Below are 25908 nucleotides of genomic sequence, written 5' to 3'. Positions count from 1 at the left end.
CGGCGACGCGGGTCGTCCCGGGGTCGGCGGCGCGGGCCGCGACCCGGTCGGTGGCGTGCTGGGGACGGCCCCCGCGCCGCCACCTCCATCGCCCCGGGCTGCCGCATCCGCGAACGGCGCGCCTGCGCCCAGCGCGCCCGCCCTCCGGAGAGCAGGCGGGCGGGCGCCCCGCGATCGCCCCGGACCGGCGCACGCATGCGCCCTATCCGGTGGTCACGGACAAGGGGCCCACCGAAGCCGGAGCTCCGGCGCCCGCTCCTCCGTGAACGCCGTCATCCCGTCCTTCCGTCCTCCCCGGTCCTCCGGTCGCCGCGCCGCTCGGGCCTCGAAGCCGCCCGAGACGCCGCCCCTCGGCCCCCGCCGCCGCCCCTCGGCCCCGCGCCGCCCCTCAGCCCCCGAGCCGCTCCCGCACCACGCCAGCCAGCCCGGACACCGCCCGCGTCAGCTCGGCCGCCGGCACCCCGCCGCCCTGCGCCACCTCGTCCGAGCCGCCGCCGCGCCCGCCAAGGAGGCGCTTGACCAGGGCGGACGCGGAAAGGCCCGCGGCACGGCCCGCCTCGTTCACGGCCACGGCGAGGACCGGCTTGTCGCCGGGCAGGGTCACGGCGGCGACGCCGGGGCGCTCGGCGGGCAGCCGTCCGCGCACGTCGAGGGCCAGCGCCCGCGCGGCCCCCGCGTCGCCGTCCACCGTCGCGGTGGCCACGTGCGCGCCCGCCACCTCGACGGCCTGCCCGGCGAGTTCGGCGGCGCGGGCGCCGCGGGCCGCCTGCTGAAGGCGCTGGTTCTCGCGGTCGGCGGCCTTGAGCCGGTCGAGCAGCGCCGCGATCCGGTCCGGGAGTTCGGCGCGCGGCGCCTGCACCTGCTCGGCGATCCGGGCGACCAGGTCCCGTTCGCGCGCGAGATAGCCGAAGCCCTCGATGCCGACGGCGGCCTCCAGGCGCCGCATGCCCGCGCCGACCGACGACTCGGCGGTGAGCGCGACGACGCCGACCTGAGAGGCGTGCTCGACGTGCGTGCCGCCGCACAGCTCGCGCGACCAGGCGCCGCCGATCTCGACGACGCGGACCTGCTCGCCGTACGTCTCGTCGAACAGCGCGAGCGCGCCGAGCTCCTTGGCCTGAGGGAGCGTCATCCACCGCACACCGACGGGCAGGTCACGGCGCAGGGCACGGTTGGCGGCCTCCTCGACCTCGCTGCGGACGGTGGTGGACAGGCCGCCGCGCCAGGGGAAGTCCAGGCGGAGGTAGCCGGGGCGGTTGTAGGAGCCGGACTGCAGGGCGGTCGGGCCGAGGACCTCGCGCAGGGCCGCGTGCAGGACGTGCGTGCCGGAGTGGGCCTGGCGGGCGCCGAGCCGCCACTCCGGGTCGACGGCGGCGTGCACGGCGTCCCCGACGGCCAGTTCGCCCGCGGTGACGCGGACCTGGTGGACGACGAGGCCGGGCAGCGGCCGCTGTACGTCGAGGACCTCGGCCTCCGTGGCGGCGCCGGAGAGCCGGCCCGCGTCGCTGTCCTGGCCGCCGGACTCGGCGTAGAACGGAGTGCGGTCGAGGACCGCCGTGACGATCTCGCCGTCCCGGGCGACGGGCACGGGACCGGCGGGGCCGAGCAGCGCGAGGACGCGGGAGTCGGTGGCGAGGGCGTCCCAGGCGCGCCAGTCGGTCGGCCCGTGCTCGTCCAGGACGGACCGCAGCGCGGAGGTGTCGAGGGCGCCGCCGGACTTGCGGGCGCGCGCGTCGGCGCGGGCCCGCTCCCGCTGCGCGCGCATGAGGGCCGTGAAGCCCTCGCGGTCGACCTCGACGCCCTGTTCGGCGGCCATCTCCAGGGTGAGGTCGATGGGGAAGCCGTAGGTGTCGTGCAGCAGGAAGGCCTGCGGTCCCGACAGGTGGCGGCCGCCGTCCGCCTTGACCCGGGCGACGGCGGTGTCGAGGACGGTGGTGCCCTGCTTGAGGGTGGCGCGGAAGGCGTCCTCCTCGCCCTGGGCCTGGTCGGCGACGCGCGCGTAGGCCGCGGCGACCTCCGGGTAGCTCGGCGCCATGCGGTCGCGGGCGACGGCGAGCAGATCGGTCAACGACGGGTCGCCGTAGCCGAGTTGACGCATGGAGCGGACGGCGCGGCGCAGGATGCGGCGCAGGACGTAGCCGCGGCCCTCGTTGCCGGGGGCGGTGCCGTCGGCGAGGAGCATCAGGGCGGTGCGGACGTGGTCGGCGACGACGCGCAGGCGTACGTCGTCGGTGGCGTCGGCGCCGTAGTGCACGCCCGCGAGCTCGGCGGCCCGGTCGAGCACGGGCCGGGTCTCGTCGGTCTCGTACAGGTTGTCCACGCCCTGGAGGAGCGTGGCCATGCGCTCCAGGCCCATGCCGGTGTCGATGTTGCGGCGCGGGAGTTCGCCGAGGATCGGAAAACCGGTCTTGCCGGTGCCTTCGCCGCGCTCGTACTGCATGAAGACGAGGTTCCAGAACTCCATGTAGCGGTCCTCGTCGACGGCGGGGCCGCCCGCGCGGCCGAGCGCCGGGCCCCGGTCGTAGAAGAGCTCCGACGACGGGCCGCACGGCCCGGGCACGCCCATGTGCCAGAAGTTGTCCTCGTCGCCGCGCGCCACGATCCGTTCGTCGGGCAGGTCGGCGACGCGCCGCCACAGGCCGCGCGCCTCGGTGTCGGAGTGGTGCACGGTGACCCAGATCCGCGCCGGGTCGAGTCCGTAGCCGCCGTCGGACAGCGGCCGGGTGCTCAGCTCCCAGGCGAAGGCGATGGCTTCTTCCTTGAAGTAGTCCCCGAAGGAGAAGTTGCCGTTCATCTGGAAGAACGAGCCGTGTCGTGTGGTCTTGCCGACCTCCTCGATGTCGAGGGTGCGCACGCACTTCTGCACGCTGGTCGCCCGCGGCCACGGCGGTGCCGCCTCGCCGGTCAGATACGGCTTGAACGGCACCATGCCCGCGTTCACGAAGAGGAGCGTCGGGTCGGGCGTGGGCAGCGGGGCGCTGGGGACGACGGTGTGGCCGCGCTCGGCGAAGAAGTCGAGGAAGCGGGTGCGGATGTCGGCGGTACGCAAGACGTGCTCCGGGCTGGGGTGGGTCACAGGGGCGGGAGGGCGGTGGTGCGCGCGGGGTGGTCCGGGCCGAGGAAGGCGACGGTGCCGTATCCGTCGGGCGCGGGGTGGGTGACCTGCCGCCAGCCGAGCCGCTCGTAGAAGCGGACGGTGGCGTCGGCCTTGACGGAGGTGAGCAGCCAGCAGCGTCCTTCGGGCGCCGCGCGGGTGACCGCTTCGAGGAGCGTACGGCCGAGGCCGCGCCCGTGCGCGGCGGGCGTGACGGCGAGTTCGTCGACCTCCCGGCCGCCGCACAGCCACGCGGTGGTGCGCTCGGTGCCGAGCGCGGCGGTGACGCGCGGGTAGCCGCGGTTGTCGGGCAGCGGGGTGGTGGACGTCCAGGCCGTGGCGAAGCCGAGCACCCGCTCGCCGTCGAGCGCCACGGCGCCGGTGAAGCCGGGCCGGGTCACGTCACCGGCGAGCCGGTCCAGGTAGGCGTCCGCGTCGGCGGGCGTGCTGTGCCAGGGCTCCTGGGCGAAGGCGGCGGCGTGGACGGCGCGGAGGCCGTCGCGGTGGGCGAGCAGGTCCGGGCCGGGGAGGCGGTGCACGACGGCGGCCATCAGGCGGCCCCTGCGGCCGTCGTCGCGGGGTGCGCTCTCGCGACCGTCGCCGCGGGGTGCGCCCTCGCGACCGTCGTCGTGGGGTGCAGGGCCGCGTGCTCCAGCGGCGCCGACGGGTCGATCGAGACGTCGAGGGGTGCGGGCTCGGCGCCCGCGCGCACCAGCAGGTCGCCCACGGCGGCGATCATCGCGCCGTTGTCGGTGCACAGCTTGAGGGGCGGCACGCGCAGGGTGATCCCGGCCGCGCGGCAGCGCTCCTCGGCGAGCGCCCGCACCCGGGAGTTGGCGGCGACGCCGCCGACCACGACGAGCGTGCCGACGCCGTGCGCGGTGCAGGCCGCGACCGCCTTGCGGGTGAGGACGTCCGCGACGGCCTCCTGCAGCGCGGCGGCGCCGTCGGCGACCGGCAGTTCCCGGCCGCGGTGGCTCTCGGCCCAGCGCGCGGCGGCCGTCTTCAGACCGGAGAAGGAGAAGGCGTACGGGTCGTCGCGCGGCCCGGTCAGCGGGCGCGGGAAGGCCACCGCGTCCGGCGAGCCGTCGCGTGCCGCGCGGTCGACGGCGGGGCCGCCGGGGTAGGGCAGGCCGAAGACGCGGGCCACCTTGTCGAAGCACTCGCCCGCCGCGTCGTCCAGGGTGTCCCCCAGGTGCATGATCGGGTCGCGGGCCAGGTCGCGTACGAGCAGCAGCGAGGTGTGGCCGCCGGAGACGATCAGGACCACGCAGGGGTCGGGCAGCGGGCCGTGCTCCAGGGTGTCGGCGGCGACGTGCCCGGCCAGGTGGTGCACGCCGTACAGCGGCACGTCGAGGGCGTAGGCGAGCCCCTTCGCCCCGGCGAGGCCGACCTGGAGGGCGCCGGACAGGCCGGGGCCGGTCGTCACGGCGACGGCCCCGACGTCGCGCATGCGCAGGCCCGCCTCGTCCAGGGCACGGCGGACGACCGGGTTGAGCGCGTGCACGTGGGCGCGGGCGGCGATCTCCGGGACGACCCCGCCGTAGCGGGCGTGCTCGTCCATGCTGGACGCGACGGCGTGCCCGAGCAGCCGCCCGGCACGCACCAGGCCGACGCCGGTCTCGTCGCAGGACGACTCGATGCCGAGCACGACGGGCGAACCCGTCGAGCCTTTCGTGACCATGCCTCTGCTCCCCGCGACTGGACGCCTTCTTGCCTCTTCATAGTAATTGCAAGTACTTCGCAATAAGACTGCTGGAGGAATCAGCCCGTCCGGCGCCTGAGGACGAGGCCGAAGGCCTATCAACGCCCCGCGTGGGTAGGGTGAGCCCCGCAACAGGTTCGCCCTGCCGGCCAGGCAGCGGCGTCGCAAGAGGGAACCCGGTGAGAATCCGGGACTGCCCCGCAGCGGTGAGCGGGAACGACCGCCGTCATACGCACTGGGTCCATCACGGACCCGGGAAGCGACGGCCAGTAGGTGACCTCCCCGGAGGTCGCGCCCGCGAGTCCGAAGACCTGCCCGTTGCCCGTGCGCGACCCGTCGCGCGCGGCTCACCGGTGACCTCGTGGGCGGGTCGGCGTGCACGGCAGGCGGACGGGCACCTCGGTGCCGTGATCCGCCCGTTCCGCGCTCCCTTCGCGCCCGCGGCCGTCCCCGGCCATGGCACACACACGCTCGCGAAGGAGAGTTCTGTGACAGACAAGCCCGCAGCCGCGGCAGCACGGGCCACCGTGTACGGCTACCCCCGCCAGGGCCCGAACCGCGAACTGAAGAAGGCCGTCGAGGGCTACTGGAAGGGCCGCGTCGACGCCGACGCCCTGAGGGAGACGGCCGCCGAGCTGCGCCGCGCCAACTGGGAGCGGCTCGCCGACGCCGGGATCCACGAGGTGCCGACCGGCGACTTCTCGTACTACGACCACGTCCTGGACACCAGCGTCCTGCTCGGCGCGATCCCCGACCGCCACCGCGAGGCCGTCGCGGCGGACCCGCTGGACGGCTACTTCGCGATGGCGCGCGGCACCGCGGACGTGGCGCCGCTGGAGATGACGAAGTGGTTCGACACCAACTACCACTATCTGGTGCCGGAGTTGGGCCCGGACACCGTCTTCGCCGCCGACTCCGCGAAGCAGGTCGCCGAGCTGAAGGAGGCGCTCGCGCTCGGCCACGCCGCGCGGCCGGTGCTCGTCGGCCCGGTCACGTACCTGCTGCTCGCCAAGCCCGCGCCGGGCGTCGACGGCGCGTTCGAGCCGCTGACGCTCCTCGACCGGCTGCTTCCCGTGTACGCGGAGGTGCTCGCCGACCTGCGGGCGGCGGGCGCCGCGTGGGTGCAGCTGGACGAGCCCGCGCTCGTCCAGGACCGGACACCGGCCGAGCTGAACGCCGCCGCCCGCGCCTACCGCGACCTCGGCGCGCTGACCGACCGGCCGAGGCTCCTGGTCGCCTCCTACTTCGACCGGCTCGGCGAGGCCCTGCCCGTGCTCGCGAAGACGCCGGTGGACGGGCTCGCCCTGGACTTCACGGGCCCGGCGGCCGCCAACCTCGACGACCTCGCGCGGGCCGGCGGGCTTCCGGGCAAGCGCCTGGTGGCGGGCGTGGTCGACGGCCGCAACGTCTGGATCAACGACCTGGAGAGGTCCCTCGCCACGCTCGGCACGCTCCTCGGGCTCGCCGACCGCGTGGACGTGGCCGCGTCCTGCTCGCTCCTGCACGTGCCGCTCGACGCCGCCGCCGAGCGCGACATCGACCCGCAGGTGGCCCGCTGGCTCGCCTTCGCCCGGCAGAAGACCGCCGAGCTCGTCACCCTGGCCCGCGGCCTCGCCCACGGCCCCGACACCGTCGCGGCCGAACTCGCCGCCAACCGCGCCGACCTGGCGTCCCGCGCCGGTTCCGCCCTCACCCACGACCCGCGCGTGCGCGCCCGCGCCGCGGCCGTCACCGCCGCCGACGCCCGCCGCTCGCAGCCGTACGCCGAGCGCGCCGCCGCCCAGCGCGCGAGCCTGCACCTGCCACTGCTCCCCACCACGACCATCGGCTCGTTCCCGCAGACCACCGAGTTGCGCACGGCCCGCGCCGACCTGCGCGCCGGGCGCATCGACGAGGGCGGGTACGAGGAGCGCATCGAGACCGAGATCCGGGCCGTCCTGGACTTCCAGGAGAAGGCGGGCATCGACGTCCTGGTGCACGGCGAGCCCGAACGCAACGACATGGTGCAGTACTTCGCCGAGCAGCTGACCGGCTATCTCGCCACGCGGCACGGCTGGGTCCAGTCGTACGGCACCCGCTATGTGCGCCCGCCGGTGCTCGCCGGTGACATCTCGCGCCCTGAGCCGATGACGGTGCGCTGGACGGCGTACGCCAACTCGCTCACCGACCGCCCCGTCAAGGGCATGCTGACGGGCCCGGTCACGATGCTCGCCTGGTCGTTCGTCCGCGACGACCAGCCGCTCGGCGACACGGCGCGGCAGGTCGCGCTCGCCCTGCGCGACGAGGTCGAGGACCTCGAAGCGGCCGGGACCCGGGTGATCCAGGTGGACGAGCCCGCGCTGCGGGAGACGCTGCCGCTGCGCGCCGCGGACCGGGCCGCGTACCTGGACTGGGCGACGGAGTCCTTCCGGCTCACCACGGGCGGCGTCCGTCCGGACACGCAGATCCACACGCACATGTGCTATGCGGAGTTCGGCGACGTCCTGAAGGCCATCGACGACCTCGACGCCGACGTCATCAGCCTGGAGGCGGCCCGCTCGCACATGCAGGTCGCCGACGAGCTGGCGTCGGCGGGCTATCCGCGCGAGGTGGGGCCCGGCGTGTACGACATCCACTCGCCGCGCGTGCCGAGCGCCGCGGAGGCGGCAGCCCTGCTGCGCAAGGGACTTGAGGCCATTCCGGCCGAACGCCTGTGGGTCAACCCGGACTGCGGCCTGAAGACGCGCGGCTGGCCGGAGACCAGGGTGTCCCTGGAGAACCTGGTCGCGGCGGCGCGCGAGGTCCGCGGGGAGCTGGCGGCGCGCGAGTCCTGAGCCGGTCGAGGAGGCCTGAGCGGGTGTGGCGGACTCCCGCTCAGGCCGTCGCCCCGTCGTCCAGGGCCCTGTCCACCAGGTCGCGCGCGTACGCCGCCGAGAGTCCCTGTGGGCGGAACAGGATCCGGTACATCATCGGGGCGACCACCTGGTCCATGAGTGCCTCGCGCTCGGGGAGGCCGCCCTCGCCGCGGCCGGTGGCGCGGGCGAGGACGAGGTCGAGCTGGTCGGCGGCGTAGGCCGAGCACTGCCCGGCGTTGCCGCCGTCCGGGTCGCCGAGGAGCGCGTCACGGATGTAGGCGCGGCCCGCGGTGGACGCCATCTCGTCCAGGAACTGCTCGGCCCACGCCGCGAGGTCGGCGTGCAGGCTGCCGAGGTCCGCGGGGTCGGTCTCGGGCCGCAGCCGTTCGACGGCGACGTCCGAGAGGAGTTCCTGGAGGTCGCCCCAGCGGCGGTAGATCGTCGACGGGGTGACCCCGGCGCGCGCGGCGACCAGCGGAACCGTCAGCACGTCGCGGCCCCGCTCGGCCTCGAGCTCGCGCACGGCGGTGTGCACGGCCGCCTGGACGCGGGCGCTGCGGCCACCCGGCCGCGCCATGGGCTTGGGACTCATGCGGCTCACCTTAACGCTAAGGCGTTGCTTCTACTGCGGCCGCCGGGGCGAGCCGGCCCGCGTCCGCCCGCGTCAGCTCGTACGCCCGCCCGGCCCGCAGCACCGCCCGCTCCCCCAGCGGCCGCCCGATCAGCTGCATCCCGATGGGCAGGCCCGCGCGGTCCTGGCCGACGGGCACGGTGAGCGCCGGGGCGCCGGTGATATTGGCGGGTGCGGAAAGTCGTACGTAGCTGTCGGACACCGCCTCGACCGACCCGTCGCCCCAGGTCACCGACTGCTTCCCGGCGGGCACGGCCGTGAGCGGCACGGCGGGCGCGGCGACGACGTCGACGCCCTCGAAGAGCCGCGCCCACTGCTGCCGCATCAGCGTCCGGGCGCGCTGGGCCCGCAGGTAGTCGCCCGCGTGGAAGAGCTCCCCCGCCTCCAGGAGGACCCGCACGTCCTCTCCGTAGCGTCCGGGTTCCGAGCGCAGCGTGTCCTCGTGGTATGCGCTGGCCTCGGGCACCATCAGGCCCCACTGAACCGCCTGGACGTAGCGGGTCAGCGGGATCTCCACGTCGACGAGTTCGGCCCCGAGGTCACGCAGGCGCGCGATGGCGTCCCGCACGGCGGATTCGACGTCGGGGGCGACCCGGTCGAAGTAGTAGGTGCGCGGGACGCCGACGCGCAGTCCGGTCAAGTCGCCCTCGGCGTGCGGGGGTTGGGTGAGCGGTCCGGCGGTGAGGCTCGCCGGGTCGCGCGGGTCGTGGCCGGTGAGGGCGTCGAGGACGAGCCTGGCGTCCCGGACGGTGCGGGTGAGGGGGCCGACGTGGTCGAGGGACCAGGACAGCGAGGTCACGCCGTGGCGCGGGACCAGGCCGTACGTCGGCTTGAGGCCGACGACGCCGTTGAGGGCGGCGGGCACCCGGATCGAACCGCCGGTGTCGGTGCCGAGCGTGAAGGCGGCCTGTCCGGCGGCGACGGCGACGGCCGAGCCACCGCTCGAACCGCCCGCGATCCGGCCGGGGTCCCACGCGTTGCGCGTCTGAGGCGTCGTCAGGCCGTAGGCGAACTCGTGCGTGTGGGTCTTGCCGAGCAGCACCGCTCCGGCGGCGTCCAGGCGGGCCGCGACCGCGCTGTCCTCGGTGGCGACGTGACCGGCCCGCACGCGCGAACTGGCCGTCGTGGGCCACCCCTTGACGTCGATGAGGTCCTTGAGCGCGAACGGGACGCCGTGCAGGGGGCCGCGCGGGCGCCCCGCGGCGATCTCGCGTGCGGCGCGCGCCGCCGCCACGCGGGCCCGGTCGGGGTCCACGCGGACATAGGCGCGCAGGTCGCCGTCGGTCGCGGCGACGCGGCGCAGGACGGACTCGGTCAGCTCCACGGGCGACAGGTCCTTCGCGGCGATCGCGGCCGCCGCGTCGGCGAGGGTCAGCTCATACGGCTCCATGACCGGCCTCCTCTCCCGGCGCGTACGACGACACGGCGGCGCCCGACGAGGCGGCGGCGTAGGCGAACGCGGGCGGCACCTCGCCGAAGTCCAGCTCGCGCAGCGTGCTGACGACGGCGTGGATGTGCTGAGCGGTGGCGGTCACGCCGTCGAGGCGGTCGCCTTCCAAGGGGAGCCCGGCGCGCAGGGCCCATCGGGCGACCTCGTGCGGTGCGAGGTGGACAGCGGTCATGGCGGGTCCTTTCCGGGGCCAGGCCCCCGAGGCGCGCTAAACGCTAAGTGTTTGCGTTAGCCGACAGTAGCGGCTAGCGTCACCTAACGCAAAGCTTTTGCTTTTACATTCACTGTCCACCCCTCCCCTCCCTCCCGAGAGGCCCCCATGACCTGGCTCCTGGGCGACATCACCGTCCACCGCGTCCCGGAAATCACCCTCCCGCCGCAGACCGGCCCCTGGCTGCTGCCCACCGCCACCCCGGACCTCGTGGCCGCCACCCCCTGGCTGCGCCCGGACTTCGCGGACGGCGCGGGCACCCTGCGCCTGGACAGCCAGAGCTTCGCGCTCACCGTCGGCGGCCTGCGCGTCCTGGTCGACACCGGGATCGGCAACGGCAAGCAGCGCGCCAACACGGCCTGGCACGACCTGGACACCGACTACCTCGACCGCCTCACCGGCACCGGATTCCCGCCCGACTCCGTCGACCTGGTGGTCCTCACCCACCTGCACGCCGACCACGTCGGCTGGAACACCCGCCTGGACGACGGGACATGGGTGCCCACGTTCCCCAACGCCCGGTACGTGACCAGCCGCAGGGAGTGGGACCACTGGGCGTCCGCCGACCTGGAGGCACCCCGGCGGCAGATGTTCCGCGACTCGGTGCACCCCGTCGCGGACGCGGGACTGCTCGACCTGGTGGACGTCCAGGAGGAGCCGGTGGAGATCGCGCCGGGCCTGCGCCTCCTGCCCACACCCGGACACACCCCGGGCCACGTCGCCGTCGAGCTGCGCGGCACCGACGCCACCGCGCTGATCACGGGCGACGCCGTCCACCACCCCGTACAGCTCGCACACCCCGCCGTCACGAGCTGCGTGGACATCGACCCCGCCCTCGCGGAGCGAACCCGCCGGGCCCTCATCACCTCGGTCGCGGACACCGAAACCCTGCTGTTCGGCACGCACTTCGCGCCCCCGACGGCGGGCCGCGTCCGCACCGGCGACGACGGCCACCGCCTCGACCCCGCCGACGCCCAGCACCTTGGCCCCACATTGGCCCAGACCTATTGACGACAGGTCTATACCTACTTACCGTCTGCCGCATCACCTGCACTTCCCCCCACCCGTAGCAAGGCCTCCCCGAGGGAGCACGCGATGATCGGTCGGACGGTACGTCTGTTGGGAGTTGCTCTGGCACTGGCCTTCGCGGCACAGTTGCCCGCCGCGGCGGCGCCGGATACGCCCCGAGCCCCACAGGGCGACACCTGCGCGGTGAAGCCGAAGCCCGCGGGCAAGGTGCTCCAGGGCTACTGGGAGAACTGGGACGGCGCGTCCAACGGCGTGCACCCGCCGTTCGGCTGGACCCCGATCACCGACTCCCGCATGGGCGCCCACGGTTACAACGTCATCAACGCCGCCTTCCCCGTCATCCGCTCCGACGGCACCGTCCTGTGGGAGGACGGGATGGACGCCACCGTGAAGGTCGCCACGCCCGCCGAGATGTGCCAGGCGAAGGCGGACGGCGCCACGATCCTGATGTCCATCGGCGGCGCGGCGGCGGGCATCGACCTGAGTTCGAGCGCGGTGGCCGACCGCTTCGTCCAGACCATCGTGCCGATCCTGAAGCAGTACAACTTCGACGGGATCGACATCGACATCGAGACCGGCCTCGTCGGCAGCGGCAACATCAACCAGCTCTCGGCGTCGCAGTCCAACCTCATCCGCATCATCGACGGCGTGCTCGCGCAGATGCCGCCCGAGTTCGGCCTGACGATGGCCCCGGAGACCGCGTACGTCACCGGCGGCAGCGTGACGTACGGCTCGATCTGGGGCGCGTACCTGCCGATCGTCAAGAAGTACGCGGACAACGGCCGCCTGTGGTGGCTGAACATGCAGTACTACAACGGCAGCATGTACGGCTGCTCCGGCGACTCCTACTCCGCGGGCACCGTCCAGGGCTTCGTCGCGCAGACCGACTGCCTCAACAAGGGCCTCGTCATCCAGGGCACCACGATCAAGGTGCCGTACGACAAGCAGGTGCCGGGCCTGCCCGCGCAGCCGGGCGCGGGCGGCGGCCACATGTCGCCGAGCCTGGTCTCCCAGGCGTGGAACAACTACCGCGGCGCCCTGAAGGGCCTGATGACCTGGTCGATCAACTGGGACGGCTCACGCGGCTGGACGTTCGGCGACAACGTCAAGCGCCTGCAAGGGCGTTGACGTACCCACGGAAGCCGGACACAGGGAGCCACGCTGCTCGGCATGCTCGGCGGCCTGCCGGGGCTCAAGGGACGCGGCGGCGGCCACCTGGTCATGACGCTGCGCCATCCGTACGAGGACCGCAGGGTGCGCTTCGACCGGCATCCCCGCCGGTACCCGGCGCTGGAGATCGCGCTCCTGGAGGAGCTGCTCACGCAGACCGTCGCCGCGGACGAGGCGCACCGGCTCGCCGACGCGGACTGGCTGGGGCGCGTGATCGGGCACCTGACGCCGTCGGCGCACTGGACGACGGCGCGCGGCCTGGAGCAGGCGGTGGCGAAGGCCCGGCAGGCCGAGAAGCCTGCCGGAGCCTGACCCGTCCCAGGTGCCGGTCAGTGGGTGACGTTCTTGACCGGCAGGGCCTTGTCCGCGCCCGCGATGTAGTAGTCCTTGGGCGCGGAGAAGATCGCGAACTCGTTGTCGTAGCTCCGGATCTTGGCGCGGACGGTGAAGTTGCCCCGCGCGTCGGCGGTGGTCTTCGCGTTGTACGCGGCTTCGTAGTACGTCCGCAGCAGGACCGGGGCCCCCTTCACGGAGCCGTGCCCCGCGGGCCACTTGACCTTGCCGGTCACGACGAGGGTGTCGCCCTTGCGCACCTTGGTCTTGTTGACCTTGTAACTGATGGAGCTGGTGACCGTCCTGACGCCGACGGTGGTCTGACCGAAGTAGATCTCGTTGTCGTCCGGGTCGCCCGGATCGTACGAGGCGTCGAACTGCACCTCGTGGCGCGGGAAGAGGTAGATGCTCGGCGTGTCCTTCCAGCGGTCCGCCTTGACCTTCTTGAGCGTGAAACGGCCCTGCGCGTCCGTGCGGACGGTGCGCAGGTTCCGGGCCTCGCGCTCGGTCGGGTCGATGGGGTCGCCCCAGGGGTTCCAGGTGTTGTACGTGACGGCCTCGAAGAGCTTGACCGGCGCGTCCGCGACGGGGGTGCCGTCGGCGCGGGTCACGGTGCCGGACAGATTGACCTTGCGGTGGCCGTAGTCGGTCGCCGTGGGGCTCGCGGACAGCGTGACGTTGTAGTCCGGCACCGGCTCGGGGGCGGTGTCGGACGCGTGGGCGGACGGGATGGCGACCGTGAGGGTGGCCAGGGCGAGTGTGGCGGTCGCGGTGAGTCCCGCGACCGGAAGGCGTGAACGCATGGGTGTGTGCACTCCGTTGGTGTCGTGGTCGGCCTCGCCGGACGGTGCCGGCGCAGGGTTCGACACGTGGCACACCGGCGGTGGTTGTAGGCGATGTGCGGAGTGCATCCGCCGTACACGGTGCGTTCGGTGTTCCGTGACCCGGCAGTTACGGAAGGCCCGTTCCGGTCACCGACTCCTGCCGCTCGGTGAGCAGTTCCGCGGCGCGCAGGCACCACTGCCTGGTCTCGCGCTCGAAGGCGAGACCGCGCAGACACGTCAGATAGGGCCCGATCCGCTTCCCCGTGCGCAGGAACGCGTCCTCATCCTGGTCGCCGCGCAGCCGTCGCAGGAGCTTGGCGAGGACCTCCGTCTTGGCCTCGGCGACCGCCGCCCGCTCCCGTAGCTGCTCGATCACCGGTGCCGCGTCGACGCCGTCCACGGCCTGGACCTTGACGAGCAGGTCGTCGCGGATGAAGGACGGCTTGGCGGCGGCCGCGGCGAACCGCTCCAGCTCCGCGAGACCCGCGTCCGTCACCCGGAACATGCGCTTGTTCGGCCGCCCGTCCTGCACGACCTCGCGCCCTGCGACCAGGCCCTCGCCCTCGAGCCGGGACAGCTCGGCGTACAGCTGCTGCGGCAGCGCGTGCCAGAAGTTGGCGACGCCGATGTCGAACCCCTTGGCCAGCTGATAGCCGCTGAACTCGCCGTCGAGGAGTGCCGCGAGCACCGCGTGCCGCAAGGCCATGGCTGCGTCCCTTCTCCCGCCCGTTCCCGTGTCCGCGCCCTTGTGCGCCGCACCATCATAGTCAAAAATCTGAGTAGTCAGATTCTTGACTATGACCTGTCCCCCATCCCCCATCCCCCATCCCCCGTCGCCACGGAGACCCGCCACCGGAGGTTCCTCATGACCGCAGCACCCGTCACCGACGCCGCCGCCCGCTTCCGCGCCGCCGTCGAGAAGCACGAACTCCCGGCCCTGGAGGAGCTGTTCACGCCGGACGTCCGGTTCTACAGCCCGGTGAAGTTCCAGCCCTTCGAAGGGCGCGAGATGGTCATGGGGCTCTTCGGCGTGCTCCTGCGCCTCTTCGAGGACTTCCGGTACGTCGGGTCCTACGAGGGCGCCGCGCAGACCAGCGCCGACGGGACCGAGGCCCCGTCGGCGGTCCTTGTGTTCCGTACGACCGTGCACGGCAAGGAGATCCACGGCATCGACCTGCTGCACTTCGCGGACGACGGCCGGATCAAGGAGTTCACGGTCATGGTCCGGCCGCAGTCCGCGGTGCAGGCGCTCGGCCGGGCGGTGTACGCGGGCCTCGTCGCCGACGGCCTGGTGGAGCCGCTGCCCGAGGGCTCCTGACCCGTCAGGAGCCGAGCGGCACGTCCAGGCGGGCCTTGCGGTGGCTGAAGACCGCGATCGAGTGCGGGCCGTGGTAGGCGCCCATGCCGCTCTCGCCCACGCCGCCGAACGGCAGCTCGGGCACGGACAGATGGGCCATCGGCAGGCCGAAGCCGAGCCCGCCCGACGAGGTCTCCGCGGCGAGCCGCGCCCGCGTGTCGGCCGACTCGGTGAACGCGTACAGGGCGAGCGGCTTGTCCCGGTCGTTGATGAACGCGATCGCCTCGTCGAGCCCGTCGACCTCGACGATCGGCAGGAGGGGGCCGAAGATCTCCTCGCGCATCACCGGCTCGTCGGGCCGCACCCCGGCGAGGACGGTCGGCGCGATGTACTTCGTGGCGCGGTCGCTGCCGCCGCCGGTCACGACGCGGCCCGAGCCGAGCAGCGCGGCCAGGCGGTCGAAGTGCCGCTCGTTCACGATCCGCCCGTACGCGTCCGACGCCGCCGGGTCCGCGCCGTACAGCTCCTCGACCGCCCGGGCCAGTGCGGGCTCCAGGGCGCGGGCGGTGGCCGGGTCGGTGAGGACGTAGTCGGGCGCGACGCAGGTCTGGCCCGCGTTGGCGAACTTGGCGCGGGCCAGGCGCCGTGCGGTCTCGGCCACGGCCGCGCCGTCGAGGCCCGCGTCGACGAACGCCGGTGACTTGCCGCCGAGTTCGAGCGTGACCGGCGTCAGATGCTCCGCGGCGGCGCGCATCACGATGCGGCCGACCGTGCCGTTGCCGGTGTAGAAGATGTGGTCGAAGCGCTGGGCGAGCAGCGCCGTGGTCTCCGGCACGCCGCCCTCGACGACGGCCACGGCGTCGGTGTCCAGATAGCGCGGCAGCAGGTCCGCGAGCAGCGCGGAGGTGGCGGGGGCCAGCTCGCTGGGCTTGGCCACCACGGCGTTGCCCGCGGCCAGCGCCCCGGCGACGGGCACGAGCAGGAGCTGCGCCGGGTAGTTCCACGGCGCGATGACGAGGACGACGCCCAGCGGGTCGTACTGCGTACCGGCGTCCGCCCGCTCGCCGAAGACGCCGCTGACGTCGACGGACCGCGGCGCAAGCCACTCCTGGAGGTGCTCCAGGGTGTGGTCGATCTCCCGTATCGCGAAGTCGACCTCGGAGCGGTACGCCTCGGCGCGGGGCTTGCCCAGGTCGGCGTGGAGCGCGTCGGCGATGTCCTCGCGGTGGTCGGCGAGCAGCTCCTTCAGGCGCGTGAGCTGCCGCGTGCGCCAGTCCAGGGGGCGGGTGCGGCCGGTGCGGAAGGTCGCGCGGAGGCGGGCCACCAGGGTGGCGGTGTCGTGCGCGGCTTCGGGGGCGGGGTGGTTCATGGAGTCCTCAGCAGGGGTCAGGAGGTGGGGGCGGGGTGCGGCAGCAGCCCCGTGAGCAGGGCATCCGTCGCGGGCCGCAGCAGGTCGGCCGCGCCGGGCGCGGTTTCGAGGCCGACGACGAGCGCGACGCAGATGTCGGCGGACTGTTCGGGGGTGGCGCGCGGCCGGGGCCAGGCCGGGTCCGCGGCCCCGTGGGCCCGCGCGAACTGCTCGGCGAGCAGTTCGCGCAGCCGGGCCGTGAACGCGTCGCAGACGTCGCCGGACCAGCGCGCCTTGGTGTCGAGGAGCTCGGCGGCGTGCGGGGAGTGGCCCGCGAGGTCGAGCACCAGGTGGAGCTTGGCGGCGAGGATGCCGTGCACGCGCTCGGCGGCCGGCACGTCGGACGCCGCCGCGGTCTCGGCCCGCTCCAGGGCCCGGTCGTGCAGGCGCCGGGCGAGCCGCAGGACCGCGTCGTCCTTGCCGCGTACGTACTGGTAGACCGCCGACCGGGACACGCCCATCTCGCGCGCGATGTCGTCCATCGTGACGCGCCGCGCACCGTACCTGCCCAGGCAGACGTACGTCGCGTCGAGGACCTCGGTGAGCCGGTCACGATCGGCGGTCATGGCCTCTCCTTCACCTCGCGCCCCGGCGGACGCTTCGTGGACGTACGGACGCTTCCTGGACGTACCGTCATGGACGTACTGACGTTTCGTACGCAGAGTGTCAGCTCGTTCCGTCGTCGACGGTAAGCCCCTCATCCATAGAGATCCAATAGAATCCCCAGCATGCCCCATAGGGATTCCAATGGCACGAGCTCCCCGGCACCGTTCCGCGCGCCGCTCGACCTGTCGCTGCTGCGGACGTTCCTCGCCGTGCACCGCTCGGGGTCGTTCACGGCGGCCGCGCGCGTGCTCGGCCTTTCGCAGCCGACCGTGACGACGCAGGTCCGGTCCCTGGAGCAGCAGCTGGGCCGGGAGCTGTTCGAGCGGCGGCCCCGCGGCGCCGTGCCGACGTCCGTCGCCGACGAGCTCGCCGCGCAGGTCGCGGGCCCCCTCGACGCGCTCGCCTCGGTGGCGGAGCGCGGCCCCCTCGCCCCGGAGAAGGTCCCGGACCCGGTCCACCTCGCGGGGCCCGCCGAGCTGATCTGCGCCCGCGTCCTGCCCGCCCTCGCGCCGCTCACCGACCGGGGCGTGCGCCTGAGGGTCACCATGGGCCTGACCGACGAACTGCTCGACGGCCTGCGCGGCGGCCGCTTCGACCTGGTGATCTCCACGATGCGGCTGCGCGGGCGCACCCTCAGCGCGGTGCCGCTCGCCGACGAGGAGTTCGTGCTCGTCGCCGCGCCGTCGTGGGCGCGGCGTATCGGCCCGGAGCGGGTCGCCGCGGAGGGGCCCGCCGCGCTGCGCGGGGTGCCGTTGATCGCGTACGCCGACGACCTGCCGATCGCCCGCCGCTACTGGTGGCACGTGTTCGGCGAGCGCCTCACCGAGCGGCCCGCGCTGACCGTGCCGGACCTGCGCGGGGTGCGCTCGGCGGTCGTGGCCGGTGCGGGTGTCTCCGTCCTGCCGCGCTATCTGTGCCTGGACGAGCTGGCCTCCGGCGCCCTGGTGCCGCTGCTGCTGCCCGACGACCCGCCGATCAACACGGGCTACCTCGCGCAGCGCCCCGGCACCCCGGACAACCCGCACGTCGTCCTCGTGCGCGACCGGCTGCTCCAGGCCGCCCCGTCCTGGTGACGGCGGACCCGGCGCGGAGCGGCCGCGCTGCCCCTGACGGCGGGTCAGGGGTCCGCCGGACGATGGACTCCGTCACCTGCCCGGGGGCCGTCCGCATGCGCCCCGGGCTGACGGCACGTTGGCTCGACGTCAGGTAGCACGGGCGTTTCCCGATCCCGGCGGCGCATGGGACGTACCGCCTCCCGTGCCACCGGAGGGCAGACTCATGCGTACTACTCAGATATCCCGTGCATCGCTCCGTCGTGGCCTGACCGTCGCCGCCGTCGCGCTTCCGCTGGCACTGGCCGCCCCGTCGGCGGTCGCGGGTCCGGGGATCACCGTGACCGTCAACGGGAACACCGTGCAGGTGGCCACGGACGCGTGTCCCAACGGCGGCAAGGCCGCGCTGTTGAGCAACGGAGCCGCCAACTTCGCCCAGGGCCGGCAGGTGACCCTGGCGGGCGGTACCGCCACCTGGCAGAACGTCAGTCCCGGCACCCATACGGTGGCGGTGGTCTGTCAGGACGGCTCGGGCGCGGGTTCGCAGACCGTCACGGTCGTCGGCACGACGCCGACGACCTCCTCGACGTCGACGGCGGCGCCCGCGCGCGGTGTGCGCGGCGGCATCGGCGGGGCGGTCGAGGACTACGGCACGGTCACGATGGCCGGGGGTGGCGCCCTGGTGGCGGCGGCCTTGGCCGGCGGCGCGTGGTACGTGCGCCGCCGCACCGTGCGCGGCCGCCTCTGAGCCCGGTCCGGTCCCGGCCTCCCGCCGGGACCGGACCCACGCCGGGCCCGGGCGAGCGCCGCCGCCTTGTCCCCGCTCGTCTCGCCCCCGCCCGCGTCTTGTCTCTCCCCCGCCCGCGCCTTACCGTCCTCCCAGCCGACCGGGGAGGACCGCCATGGCACGTCCGCTCAGCGTTCAGCTCTACTCCGTACGCGATGAGCTCGCCGCCGACCGGGCGGGGACCCTCGGCCGTCTCGCCGAGATGGGGTACGGGGCGGTGGAGGCGTTCGACGTCACCGCCGACGCGGCCGGGCTCGGACGGATCGCCGACGGCCTCGGCCTCACCTTCTCCGGCGCCCACGTCGTGCACGCGCTCACGCGGGATCCCGGCCCCGTCTTCGACGCGACCGCCGCGCTCGGCACGACGCTCGCGATCATCCCTGCGGGCTTCCCGCACGAGGACTTCGCGTCGTACGACGGACTCGCGCGCGTGGCCGAGCGCCTCAACTCCCTTGCGGAGCGGGCGGACCGGCACGGCCTGCGGCTCGGCTACCACAACCACTGGTGGGAGATCGAGCCGCGCGTCGGCGGCCGCCACGCGATCGAGGTCCTCGCCGACCTCCTCGACCCCGCGGTGTTCCTGGAGGTCGACACGTACTGGGCGGCCGTCGGCGGCGCCGACGTGCCCGCGCTCCTCGACCGCCTCGGCGCGCGCGTGCAGGCCCTGCACCTCAAGGACGGCCCCGGCACGAAGGACGACCCGAACGTCGCGGTCGGCGGCGGCACGATGCCGGTGCCCGAAGTGCTCGCCGCCGCGCCGGACGCGTGGCGGGTGGTCGAGTTCGACGCGTGCGCGGGCGACCTGCTCGGCGAACTCGCTGCCAGCCGCACCTACGTCAGCGCGCTGGAGGCGTCGTGAGCGCGGGCCCGGTCGGCGTCGCCGTCGTCGGCGCGGGCGTCATCAGCGCCGAGTATCTGCGCACCCTGAGCGGCTTTCCCGACGTGCGCCTCCTGGCGGTCGCCGACCTCGACCAGGAGCGGGCGGCCGCCGCGGCCCGCGCCCACGGCATCCCGCTCGCCGGTGACGTCCCCACCGTCCTCGCCGAGCCGGACGTCGAACTCGTCGTCAATCTGACGGTCCCCGCGGCCCACGCGCAGGTGGCGACCGCCGCACTGCGGGCGGGCAAGCACGTGTACGGCGAGAAGCCGCTGACGCTCACGCCCGCGGAGGCGGAGAAGCTGCTCGCGGAGGCGTCCGAGCGGGGCCTGCTGCTCGGCGGCGCGCCGGACACGTTCCTCGGCGCGGGCCTGCAGTCGGCGCTCCGGGCCGTCCGCGCCGGGCACATCGGCACGCCGGTGGCCGCCACGACGGCGGTGCAGAGCCTCGGCCCCGAGTCCTGGCATCCGGACCCGGCGTTCTTCTACCAGCCGGGCGCGGGGCCGCTGTTCGACCTCGGGCCGTACTATCTGACCTCCCTGGTGGCGCTGTTCGGCAGCGTGTCACGGGTCGCGGCGACGGCGGCCCGCGCGCGGGAGCACCGCACCGTCGGCTCGGGGCCGAAGGCGGGCCGGTCCTTCCCGGTGGCCGTGCCCACGCACGTCAGCGCGCTCCTGGAGTTCGCGTCGGGCGCGAGCGCCAACGCGACATTCAGCTTCGACAGTTCACTGCCGCGCATACGCTTCGAGGTCACCGGCACGGAGGGCACCCTCGCCGTGCCTGACCCCAACACCTTCCGCGGCCCGCTCCGGCTGCGGCCCAACGGCGCCGACGACTGGCGTGAACTGCCCGTCCAGGGGCGCACGGACGGCCGCGGGCTCGGTGTCCTGGACATGGCCCGCGCGATCCGCGCCGGGGGCACGCGGGCCATCCAGGACTCGCTGAGCACCCACCGGGCGTCGGGAGCCCTCGCGCTGCACGTCCTGCAGACGATGACCGCGATCAGCCGGTCCGCGGACCGCGGCGCGTTCGTGCCCCTGCCCGCGCAGATCGTGCCCCCGGCCCCGCTCCCGGAGGCCTGGGACCCGACGGCGGCCACGCTGAGCTGACGGCCACCGGAGCAGCAGACCGGGCCTTCCCCGCCCGGCTCAGGGCCGCTCCATGTACCCCGCGAGGGCGCGGCGGCTGCGCTGGAGGCCGTCGATCTGCTCGTCCATGGCGGCCAGCTCCCGGTCGAGGAGGGCCCGCAGGTCCGCGCACCAGTCGAAGCCGGGCCCCGGATCGGCGCCGCGCACGCACGGCAGCACCTCACGGATCACATCGGTGGACAGGCCCACGGCCAGGAGGGCGCGGACCTGCCGCACGGTGACCACCGCGCCCTCGTCGTACGCGCGGTAGCCGTTGGCGCCGCGCCCGGCGTCGAGCAGCCCCTGCGCCTCGTAGTACCGCAGCGACCGCGCGCTGACTCCGGTGCGCCGGGACAACTCCCCGATCAGCATGCACCCCTCCTGGTCCGGACCCGACCTCGTCATCGACAAGCTTGACCTTGTCATCGGTGTCAAGGCTTAACGTCGCGCCCTGAGCGAGCATTCCGCGCTCGCCCCCACCTCTCCCCCTGCCTCCAGGAGTGACCCGTGACCTCATTTGTCGTGCACCGCAACGGCCGTCCCGCGACCGCCGACGACCTGGCGCCGCTCGCCTTCGCGGGCTACGCCCACTTCACCGCCCTGCAGGCGCGCGGGGGCCTGGTCCGGGGCCTCGACCTGCATCTGGAGCGGCTGCGCGCGGCGTCCGTCGAGCTGTTCGGGCGCGCGCTGCCCGACGACCGGGTGCGGGCGCACCTGCGGGCGGCGCTCGCGGCGGGTCCGGCGGACCTGTCACTGGTGGCGACGGTGTACTCACCGGCGGGCGAGTTCACGGCGGCCGGGCCCGACGTGGAGCCGGAGCTGCTGATCCGCACGTCACCCGCGGCGTCCGGGCCCCGGGGGCCGCTGGCGCTCGCGACGGTCGCGCACGAACGGGTCCTGCCGGAGCTGAAGCACGTCGGCGAGGTGGCCAAGACGTACTACCTCCGCCAGGCCGTCGCGCGGGGCTTCGACGACGCCGCGTTCGTCGACGGCAAGGGCAGGATCAGCGAGGCGTCGATCTGGAATCTGGCCTTCTGGGACGGCTCCGCGGTGGTGTGGCCGGACGCCGCCGTCCTCGGCGGGACCACGATGGGGATCGTCCGGCGCAGGCTCGGCGACCTCGGCGTCCCGCAGCGCGTCGAGGAGGTCACCGTCGCCGACCTGCCGCGCCTGTCCGGAGCGGTGGTCATGAACTCCTGGACGCCGGGCGTGGCGGTCCACCGGATCGACTCCGTCCCGCTGCCGGAGGCACCGGCCTTCGTGGAGCTGCTGCACCGGGCGTACGAGTCCGAGCCGCCCACCTCGCCCTGACGCACCGTCAGTCGAGCGCGAAGGGCCCCAACTCACCTTGTGCGTAAGGCCCTTGTGAGTGCCCTCACTCGGCTTTCACGCCCCCTCCGTCATGATTGTCGCCCGAAGGACCGGTGGTGCGGTGAGCACCTGAAGGGGGAGTGGTCGATGTCCCGGACCACAGTGTCATCGACCACGGTGTTCACCGGCGCTCCGGTGGCTCGCCGCGCGGTGGTGCGCGGCGCGGCGCTGCTCGTGCCGGCCCTGGGGGGCGGTGTGGCGTGCGACGCGAAGAAGGAGACACGGCGTCGCACGGCCGGCGAACTCCACGGCCGGATCCACGACGTGGTCACCGCCGAGCTGCCGGAAGGGCCGGGCGCCACCGTCCTCGTGGCCCGCGGGTCCGAGCTCCTGTACTGCGAGGGGTTCGGGCTCGCGGACCGCGCCCGCCGGGTCCGGTGCAGCCGTGACACGGTGTACGACATCGCCTCCAACACCAAGCAGTTCACGGCGGCCGCCGTGCTGAAGCTGGAGATGGAGGGCGGCGTCCATGTGCGCGACCGGCTCGGCGACCTGCTTCCGGGCCTGCCCGCGGACAAGCGCCCCCTCACGGTGCACCAGCTGCTCACGCACACGTCGGGCCTGCCGGAGTTCCTCCCCGACCGGTACGGCGACGACTACGCCCCGCTGTCCCGTGCGGAGCTCATCGAAGCCCTGGCCCACACCGACGCGCCCACCCGGCCGGGCGAGGCCTTCCGCTACTCGAACCTGGGGTACAGCCTGCTCGCCGCGGTCATCGAGGTGCGGTCGGGCCTGTCGTACGAGCGCTTCCTCGCCGACCGCCTCTTCCGCCCGGCGGGCCTGGGCCGGACCGGGTACGTACGGCCGCGGTGGCGCGGGACGGACATCGCCGTCGAGTACGACGAGAGAGGCAGACCCGCGGGCCGTCCGAACCGCCGGCCTTCGGCGCCCGACGGCCCGCACTGGAACCTGCGCGGCAACGGCGGGCTGCTCAGCACGGCACCGGACCTGTTCCGCTGGCACACCGCCCTGACCGGCACCGAGGTCCTCTCCCCCACCGCACGCCACAAGCTGTTCACGCGGCACGTGTCCGAGGAGGACGGCGACGGCCCCGCATACGGATACGGCTGGGCCCTGGACACCGGAGCGGGCGGGCACCTCATCGCCTCGCACACGGGGCAGAGCCAGGTCGGCGGGTCCTACTCGGAGATCGCCCGGACCGTGGACGGCGGCGCCTTCGCGTTCGTGGCCACCAACTACGCCAGCCGAAGGGGCCGGTGGACCCTCGTCGACCACGGCCTGGCCCGCGAGCTCGTCGACCTCGTCGAGACGGCCTGACGGGACACGCTCCGGCCGAGGCGCGCAGCCCCGCCCCCTCCCCCGCCTACGACTCCGCCAGCTCCTCGATGGTGCGCGTCAGCCACTGCGTCCAGAACGTCTCCAGGTCGATGCCCGCCCGCAGCACCACATGCCGAAGGCGGTCCTCGATGGCGTCGAGGCCCGGCGGGAAGTCGCGCCGCTCGATCTCCTCGTACTCCGCCAACTGCCGCTGGTGCAGCGCGAGATGGCGCCGCAGGTCCGCCTCGATGCCGTCGGTGCCGACGACGGCCGCGGCGCGCAGGCGGAGCAGCAGCGCGTCCCGCATCGGCTTCGGGTCCTGGCTCGCGGCCGTCCAGCGGGCCAGTTCGGCCCGGCCCGCGGGCAGCACCTCGTACTCCTTGCGCTGCCCGCGGGTCGCCTGCCCGGAGGGCAGCGGGCGGATGAGCCCCTCGCGCTCCAGCCTGCCCAGCTCGCGGTAGATCTGCTGGTGCGTGGCCGACCAGAAGTAGCCGATCGACTTGTCGAACCGGCGGGTCAGCTCCAGGCCCGACGACGGCTTCTCGAGCAGGGCGGTGAGGATCGCGTGCGGGAGTGACATGCGGGCATCCTAGGGACGTGGCGGGACGGCCGGGGCGACGGCCTGACGGACCGTGCCACCGCGCGCCCCCACGACGGCGTCCGAGCCGGTCCGCGCCCCCGGCCGCCCGCGCGTCACAGCGCGGCGGCGAGCTCCGTGCCCTGTTTGATGGCGCGCTTCGCGTCGAGCTCGGCCGCCACGTCGGCGCCGCCGATGAGGTGCGCCCGCACGCCCGCGGCGACGAGCCCGTCGTACAGGTCGCGCCGGGGCTCCTGGCCCGCGCACAGCACCACCGTGTCGACGGGGATGGTCCTCGTCGTGTCGCCGACGGTGATGTGCAGGCCCTCGTCGTCGATCCGGTCGTACCGCGCGCCCGCGACCATCGTGACGCCGCGGTGGCGCAGTTCGGTGCGGTGGATCCAGCCGGTCGTCTTGCCGAGGCCGCTGCCGGGCTTGGACGTCTTGCGCTGGAGCAGATGGACCGTGCGCGGCGGCCGCGGCCGCTCGGGCTCGGTGAGGCCGCCGCGGTCGCGGTAGTCGAGGTCGACGCCCCAGCGCTTGAAGTACGTCGCGGGGTCGAGGCTCGCCTTGTCGCCGCTGTCGGTCAGATACTCCGCGACGTCGAAGCCGATGCCGCCCGCGCCGACGATCGCGACGCGGTCGCCGACGGGCGCGCCGTCGCGCAGCACGTCCAGGTAGCCGACGACGCTGCTGTGGTCGACGCCCGGGATGTCGGGGGTGCGCGGGGTGACGCCGGTGGCGACGACGACGTCGTCGTACCCGGCGGCGGTGAGCTGATCCACCGTCACGTAGGTGTTCAACCGCACGTCCACGCCGCGCAGTTCGAGCTGCGTGCGGTAGTAGCGCAGCGTCTCGTCGAACTCCTCCTTGCCGGGGACCCTGCGGGCGACGTTCAGCTGGCCGCCGATCTCGGACGCGGCGTCGTACAGCGTCACGTCGTGGCCGCGCTCGGCGGCCGACACCGCGAAGGCGAGCCCGGCCGGGCCCGCGCCGACGACGCCGAGGCGCTTCTTGCTGCGGGTCGGCGCGAGGACCAGTTCGGTCTCGTGGCAGGCGCGCGGGTTCACCAGGCAGGAGGTGATCTGCAGGTTGAAGGTGTGGTCGAGGCAGGCCTGGTTGCAGCCGATGCAGGTGTTGATGGCGTCGGCCTGCTCGGCCCGCGCCTTGGCGACGAAGTCCGGGTCGGCGAGCAGCGGCCGGGCGAGGGACACCATGTCGGCGGCGCCGTCGGCCAGCAACTGCTCGGCGATCTCGGGGGTGTTGATGCGGTTGGTGGTCACCAGCGGCACGGACACCTCGCCCATGACCTTCTTGGTGACGAAGGTGTACGCGCCGCGCGGCACCGACGTCGCGATGGTGGGGATGCGGGCCTCGTGCCAGCCGATGCCGGTGTTGATGATCGTGGCGCCCGCGGCCTCGATCTCCTTGGCGAGCGCGATGACCTCGGCGAGCGTCGAGCCGCCGGGGACCAGGTCCAGCATGGAGAGGCGGTAGATGATGATGAAGTCGGGGCCGAGCCGCTCCCGGGTGCGGCGCACGATCTCGACGGGGAAGCGGATGCGGTTCTCGTAGGCGCCGCCCCAGCGGTCGGTGCGCTGGTTGGTCGGTGCCGCGATGAACTCGTTGATCAAGTAGCCCTCGGAGCCCATGACTTCGACGCCGTCGTAGCCCGCGAGCCTGGCCAGCTCGGCGGCCCGCACGAAGTCCTCGACGGTCCGCTCGACCTCGTCGTCCGCCAGGGCGCGCGGCTGGAACGGGCTGATGGGGGCCTGGAGCGCGCTCGGCGCGACGAGCTGCTCGTGGTACGCGTACCGCCCGAAGTGGAGGATCTGCATCGCGATCTTCCCGCCCTCGCGGTGCACAGCCGCGGTGATGCCCGCGTGCCGCTCCGCCTCCGCCTCGGTGGTCAGCTTGGCGCCGCCGTCCCAGGGGCGCCCCTCCTCGTTGGGCGCGATGCCGCCGGTGACGATGAGGCCGACGCCGCCGCGCGCCCGCGTGGCGTAGAACTCCGCCATCCGCTCGAAGCCGCCCGGCGCCTCTTCGAGGCCCACGTGCATGGAGCCCATCAGGACCCGGTTGGGCAGGGTGGTGAAGCCCAGGTCGAGCGGCCTCAGCAGGTGCGGGTAGCGACTCACGGAGCTCATGCGGCCTCTTTCGTACGCGTACGCGAGGTGATCGCGCCGCGAGGAACGTCGTCAGGACAGTTGTAGGGCAGCCCACGCCCTTATGCAACTAGTTGCACAA

Annotated in this window: 24 protein-coding genes and 1 riboswitch; of the genes, 11 read left to right on the top strand and 13 right to left on the bottom strand. The window is 73.9% G+C overall.

From position 1 onward, the window contains the following. Nucleotides 1-388: 388 nt before the first annotated feature. Genes alaS through tsaD form a run of 3 tightly spaced genes read right to left on the bottom strand, consistent with a single transcriptional unit; the run spans nt 389 to nt 4778 of the window. Entirely contained in the window at nt 389-3049 is a 2661-nt protein-coding gene (gene alaS / locus ACFWZ5_RS05335; RefSeq protein WP_384789687.1) for an alanine--tRNA ligase, read from the bottom strand. 23 nt (nt 3050-3072) lie between these two features. Then, on the bottom strand, nt 3073-3645 hold the full coding sequence (locus ACFWZ5_RS05330; protein WP_384789690.1) for a GNAT family N-acetyltransferase: 573 nt from the start codon (nt 3643-3645) through the stop codon (nt 3073-3075). Further along, a complete protein-coding gene (gene tsaD, locus ACFWZ5_RS05325) occupies nt 3645-4778 on the bottom strand; it encodes a tRNA (adenosine(37)-N6)-threonylcarbamoyltransferase complex transferase subunit TsaD (RefSeq protein ID WP_384789693.1) in 1134 nt (377 codons plus the stop codon). The genes ACFWZ5_RS05330 and tsaD overlap by 1 nt, the downstream gene beginning before the upstream one ends. A 137-nt stretch (nt 4779-4915) precedes the next feature. Then, nucleotides 4916-5133: riboswitch (cobalamin riboswitch) on the top strand. Nucleotides 5134-5287: 154 nt separating this feature from the next. On the opposite strand from tsaD, the gene metE reads away from it, so the two are divergent. Next, the gene (gene metE / locus ACFWZ5_RS05320) at nt 5288-7612 is read left to right on the top strand and encodes a 5-methyltetrahydropteroyltriglutamate--homocysteine S-methyltransferase (protein ID WP_384789696.1); all 2325 of its coding nucleotides are present in this window, start codon (nt 5288-5290) and stop codon (nt 7610-7612) included. A gap of 40 nt (nt 7613-7652) precedes the next feature. On the opposite strand, the gene ACFWZ5_RS05315 is transcribed toward metE, so the two are convergent. The 3 genes from ACFWZ5_RS05315 to ACFWZ5_RS05305 are packed head-to-tail and all read right to left on the bottom strand — an operon-like array spanning nt 7653 to nt 9886. Beyond that, a complete protein-coding gene (locus tag ACFWZ5_RS05315) occupies nt 7653-8225 on the bottom strand; it encodes a TetR/AcrR family transcriptional regulator (RefSeq protein WP_384789699.1) in 573 nt (190 codons plus the stop codon). Nucleotides 8226-8241: 16 nt separating this feature from the next. Further along, nucleotides 8242-9654 (bottom strand): amidase, encoded by a 1413-nt coding sequence (locus ACFWZ5_RS05310; protein WP_384789702.1) that lies wholly within the window; start codon nt 9652-9654, stop codon nt 8242-8244. Further along, on the bottom strand, nt 9641-9886 hold the full coding sequence (locus ACFWZ5_RS05305) for a hypothetical protein (RefSeq protein WP_384789705.1): 246 nt from the start codon (nt 9884-9886) through the stop codon (nt 9641-9643). The genes ACFWZ5_RS05310 and ACFWZ5_RS05305 overlap by 14 nt, the downstream gene beginning before the upstream one ends. 147 nt (nt 9887-10033) lie before the next feature. Here ACFWZ5_RS05305 and ACFWZ5_RS05300 point away from each other — a divergent pair, with 147 nt between their 5' ends. From ACFWZ5_RS05300 to ACFWZ5_RS05290, 3 genes are all read left to right on the top strand, one after another. After that, a complete protein-coding gene (locus tag ACFWZ5_RS05300) occupies nt 10034-10936 on the top strand; it encodes an MBL fold metallo-hydrolase (RefSeq protein ID WP_384789708.1) in 903 nt (300 codons plus the stop codon). A gap of 84 nt (nt 10937-11020) precedes the next feature. Continuing rightward, nucleotides 11021-12082 (top strand): chitinase, encoded by a 1062-nt coding sequence (locus tag ACFWZ5_RS05295; RefSeq protein WP_384789711.1) that lies wholly within the window; start codon nt 11021-11023, stop codon nt 12080-12082. 42 nt (nt 12083-12124) lie between these two features. Then, nucleotides 12125-12436, top strand: a complete 312-nt coding sequence (locus ACFWZ5_RS05290; RefSeq protein ID WP_384789714.1) for a hypothetical protein — start codon at nt 12125-12127, stop codon at nt 12434-12436. A 17-nt stretch (nt 12437-12453) separates the two neighbouring features. Here ACFWZ5_RS05290 and ACFWZ5_RS05285 read toward each other — a convergent pair whose 3' ends face one another. After that, complete coding sequence (locus ACFWZ5_RS05285; RefSeq protein ID WP_384789717.1) at nt 12454-13260, bottom strand: acyl carrier protein; 807 nt, start codon at nt 13258-13260, stop codon at nt 12454-12456. A gap of 148 nt (nt 13261-13408) precedes the next feature. Continuing rightward, nucleotides 13409-13987: a PadR family transcriptional regulator gene (locus tag ACFWZ5_RS05280; RefSeq protein WP_384789721.1), complete on the bottom strand. Its 579-nt coding sequence runs from the start codon at nt 13985-13987 to the stop codon at nt 13409-13411. A gap of 159 nt (nt 13988-14146) precedes the next feature. On the opposite strand from ACFWZ5_RS05280, the gene ACFWZ5_RS05275 reads away from it, so the two are divergent. Beyond that, nucleotides 14147-14599 (top strand): nuclear transport factor 2 family protein, encoded by a 453-nt coding sequence (locus tag ACFWZ5_RS05275; protein ID WP_384789724.1) that lies wholly within the window; start codon nt 14147-14149, stop codon nt 14597-14599. Nucleotides 14600-14603: 4 nt separating this feature from the next. Here ACFWZ5_RS05275 and ACFWZ5_RS05270 read toward each other — a convergent pair whose 3' ends face one another. Continuing rightward, complete coding sequence (locus tag ACFWZ5_RS05270; RefSeq protein ID WP_384789726.1) at nt 14604-15947, bottom strand: aldehyde dehydrogenase family protein; 1344 nt, start codon at nt 15945-15947, stop codon at nt 14604-14606. A 17-nt stretch (nt 15948-15964) separates the two neighbouring features. After that, on the bottom strand, nt 15965-16552 hold the full coding sequence (locus tag ACFWZ5_RS05265) for a TetR/AcrR family transcriptional regulator (protein ID WP_384789729.1): 588 nt from the start codon (nt 16550-16552) through the stop codon (nt 15965-15967). Between the two features lie 162 nt (nt 16553-16714). On the opposite strand from ACFWZ5_RS05265, the gene ACFWZ5_RS05260 reads away from it, so the two are divergent. From ACFWZ5_RS05260 to ACFWZ5_RS05245, 4 genes are all read left to right on the top strand, one after another. Next, nucleotides 16715-17665, top strand: coding sequence for a LysR family transcriptional regulator (locus tag ACFWZ5_RS05260; protein WP_384789732.1), 951 nt, complete (start codon nt 16715-16717; stop codon nt 17663-17665). Between the two features lie 205 nt (nt 17666-17870). Further along, entirely contained in the window at nt 17871-18392 is a 522-nt protein-coding gene (locus tag ACFWZ5_RS05255; RefSeq protein WP_384789735.1) for a hypothetical protein, read from the top strand. 154 nt (nt 18393-18546) lie between these two features. After that, nucleotides 18547-19290 carry a sugar phosphate isomerase/epimerase family protein gene (locus tag ACFWZ5_RS05250; RefSeq protein ID WP_384789738.1) on the top strand — a complete coding sequence of 248 codons (744 nt, stop codon included), beginning with the start codon at nt 18547-18549 and terminating at the stop codon, nt 19288-19290. Further along, on the top strand, nt 19287-20417 hold the full coding sequence (locus ACFWZ5_RS05245) for a Gfo/Idh/MocA family protein (protein WP_384789741.1): 1131 nt from the start codon (nt 19287-19289) through the stop codon (nt 20415-20417). The genes ACFWZ5_RS05250 and ACFWZ5_RS05245 overlap by 4 nt, the downstream gene beginning before the upstream one ends. Before the next feature lie 39 nt (nt 20418-20456). Here ACFWZ5_RS05245 and ACFWZ5_RS05240 read toward each other — a convergent pair whose 3' ends face one another. After that, nucleotides 20457-20807, bottom strand: coding sequence for a MerR family transcriptional regulator (locus tag ACFWZ5_RS05240; RefSeq protein WP_384789744.1), 351 nt, complete (start codon nt 20805-20807; stop codon nt 20457-20459). 135 nt (nt 20808-20942) lie between these two features. On the opposite strand from ACFWZ5_RS05240, the gene ACFWZ5_RS05235 reads away from it, so the two are divergent. Further along, a complete protein-coding gene (locus ACFWZ5_RS05235; RefSeq protein ID WP_384789747.1) occupies nt 20943-21746 on the top strand; it encodes an aminotransferase class IV family protein in 804 nt (267 codons plus the stop codon). Between the two features lie 147 nt (nt 21747-21893). After that, nucleotides 21894-23084: a serine hydrolase domain-containing protein gene (locus ACFWZ5_RS05230; protein WP_384789750.1), complete on the top strand. Its 1191-nt coding sequence runs from the start codon at nt 21894-21896 to the stop codon at nt 23082-23084. 46 nt (nt 23085-23130) lie between these two features. Here ACFWZ5_RS05230 and ACFWZ5_RS05225 read toward each other — a convergent pair whose 3' ends face one another. After that, on the bottom strand, nt 23131-23664 hold the full coding sequence (locus ACFWZ5_RS05225; protein ID WP_384789753.1) for a PadR family transcriptional regulator: 534 nt from the start codon (nt 23662-23664) through the stop codon (nt 23131-23133). Between the two features lie 113 nt (nt 23665-23777). Continuing rightward, entirely contained in the window at nt 23778-25799 is a 2022-nt protein-coding gene (locus ACFWZ5_RS05220; protein WP_384789779.1) for an FAD-dependent oxidoreductase, read from the bottom strand. Between the last annotated feature and the right edge of the window lie 109 nt (nt 25800-25908).

Source organism: Streptomyces sp. NPDC059003 (genome assembly GCF_042740445.1).
Classification (GTDB): domain Bacteria; phylum Actinomycetota; class Actinomycetes; order Streptomycetales; family Streptomycetaceae; genus Streptomyces.
The sequence above is the reverse complement of the archived record's forward strand: the minus strand, read 5'-3'. Positions and strand labels throughout refer to the sequence as shown.